The following is a 12,909-nucleotide window of genomic DNA, read 5'->3' as shown; positions in this document are numbered from 1 at the left end:
CTCTATGGATTTTCGCATCACAGGGCTTTCACCGGAGCCGTTTCGCCACCTATTTGGCTTACCCGATCATGAACTGAAACAGCATCGTGCACTACGCGTGATTGCTGAAGACAGAGGCTATCCTGACCGTATTGAGATGTGTGAGGCTGAAATAGGTGAAAGCCTGCTGCTGCTCAACCATGTCTGTCAAAGCGCCGAAACACCCTATTTTGCAACTCATGCGATTTATATACGCGAGAATGCAGTAGCAGCCTATGACCGGATCAACGAGGTTCCTTCAGTCATGCGCACGCGGCTCCTGTCTTTGCGTGCCTATAATGCTACAGGCATGATTATAAGAGCTGAAGTTGTGCAGGGTACGGATATTGAAGCGGCAATTGAACGCCTCTTCAGCGATCAGAACGCCGCCTATATTCATGCGCATAATGCCGGACGCGGCTGTTATTCCGGTCGTATTGACCGCGCCTGAACCATATAAAAAAGGCTCCGCATTTGCGGAGCCTTTTCATTTCTTCATGCAAGCAGCTTATTGCGGCAGCTTGTCATCAATGCCCTGAACATAGAAGTTCATACTGACGATTGCTTTATCATCGGCGGTTTCACCGGCTTTGAGCCATTCAGAACCATCCTGCTTTTTCAGCGGGCCGGTAAACGGCTTCAGCTCACCGGAGGTCAGCTTCTTGATGGTTTCTTCAGCCATTGCTTTCACATCGTCTGGCATATTGGTTAGTGGTGCCATGGCAACCAGACCGGTATTCATGCCGTTGAATGTGTCCTGCGACTTCCATGTTCCATCGAGAACAGCCTTGGTGCGCTCGATATAATATGGCGACCAATGGTCGATTGTCGCTGTCAGCTGGGTTTCAGGGCCGAATTTGATCATGTCCGAAGCCTGACCGAATGCCTTGATACCGCGTTCTGCCGCAACCTGAATTGGCGCAGTGGAATCTGTATGCTGGGTGAGAATGTCAACGCCCTGATCAATCAGCGCCTTGGCAGCATCTGCTTCTTTGCCCGGATCAAACCATGAGTTTGCCCAGATGATCTTGACCTTGAAATCCGGATTAACGGACTGCGCCCCGATCATGAAGGAATTGATAGCCTGCACAACTTCCGGCACCGGCACGGAGCCGATGAAACCAGCCATACCGTTTTTCGACAATTTGGCAGCAATCTGACCCTGCACATAACGGCCTTCATAGAAGCGCGCATTATAGGCAGATACGTTTTCTGCTGTTTTATAGCCGGTTGCATGTTCAAATTTCACGTCAGGAAATTTTTTCGCAACTTTGATGGTCGGATCCATATAGCCGAAAGATGTTGTGAAAATCAGCTTATTACCTGCACGCGCCAGACGCTCAATCGAACGCTCGGCATCAGCACCTTCCGGCACGCTTTCCAGATAGCTGGTTGTGATCTTATCACCCAGTTCTTTTTCAAGCTCTTTGCGGGCTTCGTCATGCTGGTAGGTCCAGCCGAAATCACCCGGAGGGCCGATATAGATAAAGCCGACTTTCAGCTTTTCTTCAGCCATGGCGGTGCCAGCCATGGCAATCGTTGCCGCAGTGGCAAGAATTGTTAGCGTTTTCTTCATTGTCCCCGTTCTCCTGTTAAGGTCCGTAATCAAAAAACTGTAAAACGACTTTGTATCAGCGGTCTGATACAAATAGGCCGCCGGATTATCTATCCGGCACGAAAGGCTTGCCGAGCGATGCCGGTGTATTCATCATTGTCAGGCGGCGGTTACGCGAAATAATCACCAGTACAATGATTGTTGCCAGATATGGCAATGCCGACAACAGTTGCGGCGGCAGACCGATGCCGAATGCCTGCGCATGGAGCTGACCGATCGTCACTGCACCAAAAAGATAGGCGCCGATCAGCACGCGCCAAGGCCGCCATGAAGCAAAAACCACCAGAGCCAGCGCAATCCAGCCACGGCCAGCCGTCATATTCTCAACCCATTGCGGCACATAGACGAGGGAGAGCTGCGCACCGGCAAGACCGGCACAGGCACCACCAAACATCACAGCCAGATAACGCGTGCGCACCACATTGATACCGAGCGCATGGGCGGAGCCGTGATTGTCGCCGATAGAGCGCAGTTTAAGCCCTGCCCGTGAGCGGAACAAAAACCAGCTCACGCCAATAACCAGCAGCAATGCGATATAGAAAATCGGGTCTTGTCCGAACAGCAATTTACCGATCAGCGGAATATCGCTCAGATAAGGAATATAGATCGCGCCAAGGCGCACACCCGGAAGACCGACAAAGCCCTCTCCGATCACTGCTGATGCCCCCAGCCCCAGAATAGTCAGAGCCAGACCTGTTGCCACCTGATTGGTGACCAGTGTCAGTGTCAGAAAACCGAACAGCAATGCACAGGCTGCCCCTGCAAAAATTGCTGCGATCATGCCGAGCCATGCATTGCCGGTCAAATGAGCGATACCAAAACCGGTGACCGCGCCCATCAGCATCATGCCTTCAACACCGAGATTAAGCACACCTGAGCGTTCAACGACCAGCTCGCCGATGGCGGCAATCAGCAAAGGTGTGGCCGCTGTTGCAATGGTCAGCATAATTGCCTGTGTCATATCCATGGCTCAGGCCTCCCCGCGCAGATCATGCTGACTGCGACTGACAAAACGAATGCGGTAGTGAATGAAAGTATCGCAGGCCAGAACGAAAAACAGGATCATCCCCTGAAACACGCGCGCGGATTTTTCTGAGATACCGATAGAAAGCTGTGCTGCCTCACCGCCGAGATAGGACAATGCCAGCACCAGACCGGCCGCAATAATACCCAGCGGATTAAGCCGCCCGAGAAAGGCAACAATGATCGCCGTAAAGCCGTAGCCCGGTGTAATTGTCGTGCGCAGCTGACCGATAGCGCCGGACACTTCGCTGATACCGGCAAGACCTGCCAGTGCACCGGAGACCAGAAAGGCAAAGAATGTAATCTTGCCCGCACTGAAACCGGCGAAGCGCGCTGCACGCGGGCTTTGCCCGACAACCTTGATCTGAAAACCTTTTAGAGTGCTGTGCAGCATGAACCACAGCAGGAATGCAGCGATAATGGCGAAGATGAAGCCCCAATGCGCACGTCCTGCAGCCGACCAGATTTCCGGCAACACAGCATATTCATGAAACTGACGGCTTTCCGGGAAATTATTGCCTTCCGGATTGCGCCATGGCCCGCGCACAAGCCAGTCCAGAAAGAACTGCGCCACATAGACCAGCATCAGGCTGGTCAGGATCGTATTGGCATTAAAACGGGTTTTTAAAAGCGCCGGTACCGCACCATAAAGCGCACCGCCAATCATCCCCATCAGCAGCATCAGCGGCAGAACATACCAGCCCTGAACGTCCGGATATAATATCGGCAAGATCGAACCGGTAATCGCGCCCATGGTCAGCTGACCTTCGGCACCGATATTCCAGTTATTCGACAAGTAGCAGACGGAAAGCCCGACAGCGATCAGGATCAGCGGCGCGGCTTTGACCAGCAATTCATGGATCGACCACATATCCAGCAGCGGCTCAATGAAAAAAGCATGGAGTGCAGCAAAAGGATCTTTCCCCATCAGCGCAAACAAAATGGCGCCGCAAATCATTGCAAGCGCCAGTGCTAACAGCGGAGAAATTGCACTGAACCAACGTGAGGGTTGTGGTCTTTTAATCAGTTCAATACGCATCAGACTGCCCCGCCCATCATCAGGCCGATTTTTTCAGCCGTTACAACATCGCGCGGCATGGCTTCGGATAACTGACCATGATGCATCACTGCGATACGGTCACAAATTTCAAATAATTCATCAAGGTCCTGACTGATGACCAGCACCGCAGAGCCCTGACGTGACAGATCCACCAAAGCCTGACGAATACGCATGGCCGCACCGGCATCCACGCCCCATGTCGGCTGATTAACGACAAGAACAGACGGGTTGCGATCCAGCTCACGGCCGATAATGAATTTCTGCAAATTGCCGCCGGACAGCGCACCGGCCACCGGATTTTCCGCATTTTTGCGCACATCCATCATCGCATTGATGCGCTTGGCAGCGGAAGACAATGCAGATTGCGAAATGATTTTGAGCCAGCCGCCCTTCAGGAACATTTTTGCATCGGTACGGTAACGCGACAGAAACATATTATCCGTCAGCGGCAGTTCCGGCACGGCGCCATGCCCCAGACGTTCTTCCGGCACAAAACCTGCACCCAGCATCCGGCGTTGCGTGATACCGGCGAGACCCGCCTGCTGCCCGCGAATACGGATGGTTGATGCCTGCTCCTGCCGCAACTCGCCGGATACAGCTTCAAAAAACTCGCTCTGGCCGTTACCGGCAACACCGGCAATGCCCACGACCTCACCGGCAGCGACATTCAGGGAAATATTACGTAAGGCCGTTGAGAATGGTCCGCGCGGTGCCTGTGAAAGCCCGTCAATCTCCAGCAATGTCGCTCGTTCCGCTGACTGCAACTCAGCTTTCGGACGTTCAACCAGTGCCACATCCTCACCGACCATCATACGGGCAAGCGACGCTGCGGTTTCCTGCGAAGGCGTGCAATGGGATACGACTTTGCCATGGCGCAGCACGGTTGCGCGGTCGCAAATCTGCTTCACTTCTTCCAGCCGGTGACTGATATAGAGAATGGATTTGCCTTCGCTTTTCAGGCGATTGAGCGTGATAAACAGCTTGTCCGCTTCCTGCGGGGTCAAAACTGATGTCGGCTCGTCGAGAATAATAAGTTCCGGCTCCTGCAACAGGCAGCGGATAATTTCGATGCGCTGGCGCTCCCCAACCGATAAATCACCGACAAGCGCATTGGTATCAACGGGCAGGCCATAAGTCTCACCGATCTGCGAAGCTTTTTGCGCAACTTCATTGAGGGAGAGACCCGCATCCAGTGACAGCGCGATATTTTCTGCGGCGGTCAGACTGTCAAACAGAGAGAAATGCTGAAAAACCATACCAATGCCGAGCTTGCGGGCATAGGCCGGATTATTCATGCGGACTTTGCGTCCCTTCCAGAAAATCTCGCCGTCCTGTGGCTGCAAAGAGCCGAACAACATTTTAACAAGCGTGGATTTTCCTGCGCCGTTTTCCCCCAGCAGCGCGTGAATTTCGCCATGTTCAATCGTCAGATCAATCTGGTCACATGCTTTCAGCGCACCAAACTGTTTGGTTAAACGCCGTACATCCAGTAATTGCTCAGCCAGTAATTGTTGAGGTTTTGCGGAAGGTTCTGTCATGTGTCCCCTAGACATTTCTTCCGCCCACCTTATGCCACAGTCAAAAAAATAGGAAAGCCGAAAAGTAATTTATAACAATTCTATGAACACTTTTTGCAAGATGCATAAAGAAATTCCGGCGAAATCAGATTTCGCCGGAATATTGTTTTTCAAATCTGAAAATGATTTTACGGGATCAGTATCGTTGTGCCGGTGGTTTTGCGCGCTTCGAGATCACGCTGTGCCTGTGCGGCATCCCGCAATGCATAGGTCTGATTGACATTGATTTTGACTGCACCGCTGGCAACCACATCAAACAGCGCCTGCGCCGCACGTTCCAGCTCTTCCCTTGTAGCAATATAAGAACCAAGCGTCGGGCGGGTTGCATAAAGCGAACCATATTGATTGAGCAGTGCCAGCTCGAATGGTGGTACCGGCCCCGATGCATTGCCATAGCTCACGAACAAGCCACGCGGCTGCAGAACTTGCAACGATGCCGGGAACGTATCTTTACCGACACTGTCATAGACCACCGGCAGGCCCTTGCCGCCGGTGATTTCCTTCACCTTCTCGACGAAATTATCTTCACGGTAATTGATAACATGGTCATAGCCGAGGGACAGTGCGAGGTCGATTTTCTCCTGCGATCCGGCAGTGCCGATGACCGTTGCACCAAGATGCTTCGCCCACTGGCCGGCAATTTGCCCGACACCGCCGGCGGCGGCATGGATCAGGATCGTATCGCCCTTCTGCACCTTGTAGGTCAGGTTAATCAGATAATAGGCTGTCATGCCTTTCAGCATCATGGATGCGGCAAGGCGCAAATCCATATTATCCGGCACTTTAACCAGACGATCCGCAGCAATCAGCCGTTCATCCGCATAAGAGCCCATGGCGCCTGTATAGGCCACACGATCACCGGCCTTCACTTTCGTCACGCCTTCACCGACAGCAACGACCGTGCCTGCACCCTCCTGCCCCGGAATGAAAGGCAGTTGCGGCGCCTTATAAAGACCGGTGCGGAAATAGACGTCGATAAAATTCAATCCGACCGCTTCATGGCGGATACGTGCCTCGCCTGCTTTAGGCTGCCCGAGTTCGACCTGTTCATATTTCAGAACATCAGCACCACCGGTTTCACGGATCAGAATTGCATTTATCATTGTCAGAATTCCCTGTTATTTCGCAGCAGTTTTAAGACCAAGATTAGGCAGGAACTGCATCACGATACCGATGCAGTAGAGATAAATACCGGTGACGGAGATACCGATGCGCACCCAGAGCGGCGCATCCATCTGATAGAAAATACCCGCCACACCGAAAACGCACCACAGCAGAAACACTGTGAGATTGAGCGGACGCAAACGCACCACGCGCACCGGATGCAGAAAATTCAGCGGCATGAAAGACAGGATCGCCGAGACAACCACAACCGCAAAGGCTGTCCACTCACCTGGGCCAACGATGAACAGGGTGAAGACCACCATATTCCAGACCACAGGGAAACCCTTAAAGAAGTTTTCTTTGGTCTTCATGCCGGTATCAGCATAATAAATTGCACTGCTGATAACGATGATCGCACCGGACAGGAATGACAAGCCGTGTCCCATGAAGCCGCTCTGATAGAGCGCAAAGGCAGGGATCAGCACATAAGTGACATAATCGATGATATTATCAAGAAGCTCGCCCGACCAGTTCGGCAGCACATATTTCACTTCCAGCTTGCGGGCGATCGGCCCGTCAATACCATCGACGAAAAGTGCCAGCCCGAGCCAGAGAAACATTGCCGTCCAGTTTTCTTCACTGGCAGCAACCAGTGACAGAAAGGCCAGAAAGGAGCCGGAAGCCGTTAACAGGTGAACAGAAAAAGCCCTGACCTGAGGCAGAGTGACTTTTTTAGCTTTCAGTTTGTCTGTCAGTTTCGCTTTCAAGATCTTTGCCGATTCTGTTACAAAAAATTAATGAATTATCAGTCCTGACAGCTTTTGTCGAAAAACACCAAAAGTGCAAGAAAAGCTGACTTGAAAAACAGACAAAATGTCGCTCATCCAAAGAAGTTACCTGCTATTCGTGACTATCTCCGCTTTAAGCATATGTTTTTAGTGTCGTAACGGCGACTTATGGCCTAAAAGAATGAGCAGGCAAATCTGCTTATGGTTTTTAAAAATTAGCAGGATATTCCGGTGATTTGACTGTTTGATTGTCAAAAACCGGATAACATAGAGGTGCATTATGTCAGGCTCCGTTCATTCATCAGAGTTCACTTCGGCGCGCATTCTTGTGAGCGGCAGCGGCCCTGCGGGAATGATTGCGGCACTGGCGATGGCGCAGGCGGGCTATGATATTCTGCTTGCGGGTCCGGTAAGCGATCAGGATGACCGGCGCACCACAGCACTGATGATGCCTGCTATTGAATATCTCGACAGTCTCGGCGTTTGGGAGACGATCCGTCCGGATACAGCCGCCCTCGCCTCCATGCGCATTGTTGACGGCACGCGCAGACTGATCCGCAGCCCTGCGGTGACATTCCGCGCTTCCGAAATCGGCACGGAAGCTTTCGGCTATAATATTCCCAATCTGGTGCTGAACCGTGTGCTGCATGAAGCTGTAACCGCGCATCCGCGCATTGCCCGTAATTTCAGCAATGCTACCGCCTATCAGCACAATAGCGACAATATTTCTGTCACTTTCAGCGACGGACAGGTTGTGACCACTCCACTGGTCGTGGCAGCTGACGGCCGCAACAGTTTAGCGCGTGATGCAGCCGGTATTCAAACCCGCCGCTGGCGCTATCCGCAAACGGCAGTTGTGTGCTCGTTTAGCCATAAAGTACCCCATCAAAATATTTCAACCGAGTTTCACACCGAGGACGGCCCTTTCACGCAGGTACCGCTACCCGGCAATCGCTCCAGCCTCGTTTGGGTTGCCAATCCGCGCCACGCTGAAAAGCTGATGGCACTGGACAGCGAGCAGCTTGCCCGTGAGATTGAAACAAAAATGCAATCCATGTTGGGGCAGATTACAGTTAATACCAAACAGCAGGCATGGCCGCTCTCCGGTCTGGTGCCGCTGAAATTTGCAGCCAAGCGAACCATTCTGATCGGCGAAGCAGCGCATGTTTTCCCGCCAATCGGTGCACAAGGCCTGAACCTCGGCACTCGTGATGTAGAAACACTGATCTCCGCTTTGAGCAAAGACAAAGAGGATGCCGGTTCTGATCGCGTTATCCGCGCCTATGACAGCGGTCGCCGCCCTGATATTCTGGCACGTACCGGCTCGGTCGATGTGCTGAACCGCACGCTGCTGTCAGACTTCCTGCCTGCGCAGATCATTCGCGGCACAGGACTGGAAGTCCTGCGTGTTGTACCGCCGCTGCGTGCTTTCTTCATGCGTGAGGGGCTGCGTCCCGGTGGCGGCTTCAAAGCCCTGCTGCCGTCTTTCTCCGCAGCAAATAAGAAGACGACACTGCCAACTGTCACGCCACATCACGACGGATCACAATGAGTGCTTTTGAAGTAAAATATGCACGTTTCCAGATCGGACAGGTGGTGCGTCATCGCCTGTTACCGTTTCGCGGTATCATTTTCGATGTTGATCCGGAATTCGCCAATACGGAAGAATGGTACATGTCCATTCCTGAAGCCTCACGTCCGAAACGTGAGCAGCCGTTTTATCACGTGCTCGCGGAGAATGAGGAAACGGATTACGTGGCCTATGTTTCCGAGCAAAATCTGGAAGAAGATGAAAGCGGTGAACCGCTGCGTCATCCGCAAATCGGTGACTATTTCGACATCGACAGTCAGGGCGAATATCGCTTTAAAGCTGCACCTCTGAATTAAAGTCCGCTTAAAAGCGGTGAGCGCCATTGTTCAAACCGCTCTTTGAGGTGATTGAGTTGCAGACTATCCGGCAGGATGACATCCATTCCGCCGTCATAAACATAAAATAGCTGCGCTTTTTGATTTACAAACAAAATGCCTGATATTTTCCCATGAAGAATGAGAGGAAATAGCTCGTCAAATGCGCCGCTTTTCCAATGATCTTGTTTATAGAGAAAACGGGATTTGCACTTATCTCCATCATTGTCAAAATATGTTTTTATACCTGAACTTTTAAAGCCCATCCTGAGAAAGCTTAAAGTTTTACTGGTTGCGGATTTTTCAGTTTCAGTATCAGACACCAACCAAAGTGGTTCATTATCAGTGAAAATTGCAGAGGCAATGCTGTTAAATCGCTCTAAAATCTCCTGCTGCTCAGCAACATTAGAAGGATAGCGCTTTCCTTCAGGTAATGCGTAAAAACGTACCCATTGCTGCCGTTTTTCTTCCCGCAAAAGATACATCAACGGCAATGAACCTGACAGCAGGCTATTCCAAAACTGTGAAAACGGGGTGCTGCGCATGGATACCTGCTTTAAACAATAAACAAAAAGGCCGGATTGCTCCGGCCTTTTTTATATCGATTATGCGCGGCGAAGATCAGGCGGTGTTGCCTCTTCGCGCAATGAGCTCAGCGCTTCATCCAGCGACATAGGTGTCTGATCACGGGAGCCAAGGCGACGCACATTCACTGTACGCTCTTCTGCTTCACGCTTACCAAGCACCAAAATGACCGGCACTTTCTGCAGCGAGTGCTCACGCACCTTGTAGTTGATCTTCTCGTTGCGGAAGTCGGTTGTCACCTGCAAGCCTGCTTTTTTGAACAAGTTAGCGACTTCCTGACCATATTCATCCGCTTCCGAAGTGATCGTTGCCACAACAACCTGAATTGGTGCGAACCACAACGGCATATGACCGGCAAAGTTCTCGATCAGAATACCGAGGAAACGCTCCATCGAGCCGCAGATAGCGCGGTGGATCATAACCGGCTGCTGCTTCTCGGAATTGTTGTCGATATAGAATGCACCGAAGCGTTCCGGCAGATTGAAATCAACCTGTGTTGTACCGCACTGCCATTCACGACCGATCGCATCTTTCAGCGTATATTCGAACTTAGGACCGTAGAACGCGCCCTCGCCAGGCAGAATACCGGTTTTGATGCGGCCGCCGGAATTGGCTTCAATTGTCTTGAGCACTTCGCCCATGACGCTTTCCGCACGATCCCACAGCGCATCATCACCCACGCGTTTTTCAGGACGTGTGGAGAGTTTCACGGTGATCTGATCGAAGCCGAAATCGGCATAAGTCGAGAGGATCAGGTCGTTAATGCGCAGGCATTCATCGGCCATCTGCTCGTCAGTACAGAAGATATGCGCATCATCCTGCGTAAAGCCGCGAACACGCATCAGACCATGCAGTGCGCCGGATGGCTCATAACGATGCACATTACCGAATTCCGCCATTTTGATCGGCAGATCACGATAGGATTTCAAACCATGTTTGAAAATCTGCACGTGACCCGGGCAGTTCATCGGTTTCAGCGCGAAAACGCGGTCATCTTCAGTGTCATCACCGGCAGTGGTGACCTTGAACATGTTGTCTTTATACCAGCCCCAGTGACCGGATGTTTCCCAAAGAGACTTATCCAGCACCTGCGGTGCGTTGACTTCCTGATAGCCATGATCGTCGAGACGCCGGCGCATATAGCTGACAAGGCTCTGGAACATGCGCCAGCCCTTGGAATGCCAGAACACAACGCCCGGACCTTCTTCCTGAAAATGGAACAGATCCATTTCACGGCCAAGACGGCGATGATCGCGCTTTTCAGCTTCTTCCAGCATTGTCAGATATTGCTGCAGATCAGCATCATTCGCGAAAGCTGTGCCGTAAATACGTGTCAGCATCGGATTGTTGCTGTCACCGCGCCAATAAGCACCGGCAACTTTCATCAGCTTGAACGCATTGCCGATCTGGCCTGTGGACGCCATATGCGGACCACGGCAGAGATCGAACCAGTCGCCCTGATAATAAATCTTGAGATCCTGACCTTCAGGGATCGCGTCAATCAGCTCAACCTTATAGGATTCACCCTTATCGGAGAAAACCTGCTTGGCTTTTTCGCGTGTCCAGACTTCGCGTGTGAACGACTTGTTACGGGCAATGATTTCACGCATTTTCTTTTCGATAACCGGCAGGTCATCGGGTGTGAAAGGCTCATTGCGGGCGAAGTCATAATAGAAGCCGTTTTCGATAACCGGTCCGATTGTGACCTGCGTGCCAGGGAAAAGCTCCTGCACTGCTTCAGCCAGAACGTGTGCGCAGTCGTGGCGGATCAGTTCCAGCGCACGCGGATCTTCACGGGTGAGAATCTCGACTTTGCCTGATGCGCCAAGCGGCTCGGACAAATCACGCACGGTGCCGTCGACCGCATAGGCGACAGACTTCTTGGCCAGTGATTTGGAGATGGATTCGGCAAGCGCCAGACCGGTCATGGCCGGATCATATTCGCGCTGTGAGCCGTCGGGAAATTCGAGAGTAATAAGATCAGACATTGTCATCCTCATCCAGTCCCGCCAACGATTGCGGGTGGTTATTTAGAGCAAAATAAAAGCTTTCCGGCTCCTGCAAAACGAAGTGCAGATGCGACCGGCAGCGTCTCTATAATCAATCTAAACGGGGAAATAAACCTTTCCACCGTAAAAGCTTAGTCATTATCGGGTTTTGCAGCGGAAATGTGCCAATAACGCCACGGAAAATACCATTTATAGCGTGGCTCCAGCGCTTCCGGCACGCGATCTATGCCGCAGGTGCCGAATGGTCCGCAGCGCATAACCCGAAACAAGCCCATCCAGCCGCCGGTCCACAAACCGTAACGGGCAATAGCCTCATAGGCATATTCGGAACAGGTAGGCATATGGCGGCAGGAATTACCGATGAAGCCGGATAAAGTCAGCTGATAAAGCCGCACAAGCCCTGTTCCCAGCAAACGATCCGGTGTTTTACGCCATGCGCCCTGATAGTTACGGCTGTATTTTTTACGGGATTTAGTTTCAGACTGCGGGCACATATCGCTTACACGGCAGCTTTGGCGGCAATCTGATCCAGACAGTCAACTACAGCGTCAAATGTCAGCAAAGTGGATGCATGACGGGCTTTATAGTCACGCACCGGCTCGAAAAAACGCAAATCTTCAAAGCGGCCTTCGGGTGGTGCACCATTGTCTTTCAGCATTGCAGTCATTTGCACTTGCAAAGCGCGTAATTCCGCTTCTGTGGAGCCGATAATATGGCGTGCCATCACCGAGGATGTCGCCTGTCCCAAAGCACAAGCCTTTACCTCATGCGCGAAATCCACGACAATGCCGTCTCTGACTTTAAGATCGACAATCACGGTAGAACCGCACAGTTTTGAATGCGCCTTCGCTGTTGCATCCGGCGACTGAAGACGACCAATATGCGGAATGTTACCGGCAAATTCGAGAATCCGGGCATTATACATATCATTGATCATCCGGTTTCTCCTTCAGCATGTTCCGGCGCATTGCCGGACATGATTGTATAAGTGGCTATATAAATATTTCATTTCAAGCCGCTATAGAGAATAGCACAACCGAAATACGACATAAATCGGCTGTCTTTGCTCTTTTAATATCTTCGACATACTTTATATAGGACAGGCATTTGCCTTTTGCGGATATTTCCGCGACAGTCAATGCAAACAGGCAGAGCAGGCCTTTGGCTGTATTCTGCAAAACGCCAGATAACTGCCCCGACATAAATGCCAAGCCTTCAGCGGTAC

At 51.7% G+C, this 12,909-nt stretch carries 13 protein-coding genes; 3 read left to right on the top strand and 10 right to left on the bottom strand.

Features of this window, described 5'->3' with window-relative positions; translation table 11 throughout:
• Positions 1-4: 4 nt before the first annotated feature.
• Positions 5-469, top strand: coding sequence for a DUF1203 domain-containing protein (locus K1X45_RS01775; protein WP_220159623.1), 465 nt, complete (start codon positions 5-7; stop codon positions 467-469).
• A gap of 57 nt (positions 470-526) precedes the next feature.
• Here K1X45_RS01775 and K1X45_RS01770 read toward each other — a convergent pair whose 3' ends face one another.
• The 6 genes from K1X45_RS01770 to pcsA form a co-directional block, all read right to left on the bottom strand.
• On the bottom strand, positions 527-1,594 hold the full coding sequence (locus K1X45_RS01770) for a BMP family ABC transporter substrate-binding protein (RefSeq protein WP_121992570.1): 1,068 nt from the start codon (positions 1,592-1,594) through the stop codon (positions 527-529).
• Positions 1,595-1,679: 85 nt separating this feature from the next.
• Positions 1,680-2,600 (bottom strand): ABC transporter permease, encoded by a 921-nt coding sequence (locus K1X45_RS01765; RefSeq protein WP_075655254.1) that lies wholly within the window; start codon positions 2,598-2,600, stop codon positions 1,680-1,682.
• Between the two features lie 3 nt (positions 2,601-2,603).
• The gene (locus tag K1X45_RS01760; protein WP_151159202.1) at positions 2,604-3,695 is read right to left on the bottom strand and encodes an ABC transporter permease; all 1,092 of its coding nucleotides are present in this window, start codon (positions 3,693-3,695) and stop codon (positions 2,604-2,606) included.
• Positions 3,695-5,254 carry an ABC transporter ATP-binding protein gene (locus tag K1X45_RS01755; protein ID WP_220159622.1) on the bottom strand — a complete coding sequence of 520 codons (1,560 nt, stop codon included), beginning with the start codon at positions 5,252-5,254 and terminating at the stop codon, positions 3,695-3,697. Before K1X45_RS01755 ends, K1X45_RS01760 begins: the two co-directional genes overlap by 1 nt.
• A gap of 167 nt (positions 5,255-5,421) precedes the next feature.
• Positions 5,422-6,396, bottom strand: a complete 975-nt coding sequence (locus K1X45_RS01750; RefSeq protein WP_220159621.1) for a quinone oxidoreductase — start codon at positions 6,394-6,396, stop codon at positions 5,422-5,424.
• 15 nt (positions 6,397-6,411) lie between these two features.
• On the bottom strand, positions 6,412-7,164 hold the full coding sequence (gene pcsA, locus K1X45_RS01745; RefSeq protein WP_022712121.1) for a phosphatidylcholine synthase: 753 nt from the start codon (positions 7,162-7,164) through the stop codon (positions 6,412-6,414).
• A 301-nt stretch (positions 7,165-7,465) separates the two neighbouring features.
• Between pcsA and K1X45_RS01740 the strand changes: the two genes are divergently transcribed.
• Complete coding sequence (locus K1X45_RS01740) at positions 7,466-8,737, top strand: UbiH/UbiF family hydroxylase (protein ID WP_220159620.1); 1,272 nt, start codon at positions 7,466-7,468, stop codon at positions 8,735-8,737.
• Positions 8,734-9,072 (top strand): heat shock protein HspQ, encoded by a 339-nt coding sequence (hspQ, locus tag K1X45_RS01735; RefSeq protein WP_022712123.1) that lies wholly within the window; start codon positions 8,734-8,736, stop codon positions 9,070-9,072. The genes K1X45_RS01740 and hspQ overlap by 4 nt, the downstream gene beginning before the upstream one ends.
• Here hspQ and K1X45_RS01730 read toward each other — a convergent pair.
• The 4 genes from K1X45_RS01730 to K1X45_RS01715 form a co-directional block, all read right to left on the bottom strand.
• The gene (locus K1X45_RS01730; protein ID WP_220159619.1) at positions 9,069-9,635 is read right to left on the bottom strand and encodes a hypothetical protein; all 567 of its coding nucleotides are present in this window, start codon (positions 9,633-9,635) and stop codon (positions 9,069-9,071) included. The two genes, hspQ and K1X45_RS01730, sit on opposite strands and share 4 nt — an antisense overlap.
• Positions 9,636-9,695: 60 nt before the next feature.
• Positions 9,696-11,663 (bottom strand): threonine--tRNA ligase, encoded by a 1,968-nt coding sequence (gene thrS, locus K1X45_RS01725; protein WP_075655266.1) that lies wholly within the window; start codon positions 11,661-11,663, stop codon positions 9,696-9,698.
• Between the two features lie 152 nt (positions 11,664-11,815).
• Positions 11,816-12,178, bottom strand: coding sequence for a membrane protein insertion efficiency factor YidD (gene yidD, locus K1X45_RS01720; protein ID WP_220159618.1), 363 nt, complete (start codon positions 12,176-12,178; stop codon positions 11,816-11,818).
• 5 nt (positions 12,179-12,183) lie between these two features.
• Entirely contained in the window at positions 12,184-12,621 is a 438-nt protein-coding gene (locus K1X45_RS01715; protein WP_220159617.1) for an iron-sulfur cluster assembly scaffold protein, read from the bottom strand.
• Positions 12,622-12,909: the final 288 nt, after the last annotated feature.

Origin of the sequence: Pseudochrobactrum sp. Wa41.01b-1 (assembly GCF_019464455.1) — a bacterium.
In the GTDB taxonomy this organism is placed as follows: Bacteria; Pseudomonadota; Alphaproteobacteria; order Rhizobiales; family Rhizobiaceae; genus Pseudochrobactrum; species Pseudochrobactrum saccharolyticum.
The sequence above is the reverse complement of the archived record's forward strand: the minus strand, read 5'-3'. Positions and strand labels throughout refer to the sequence as shown.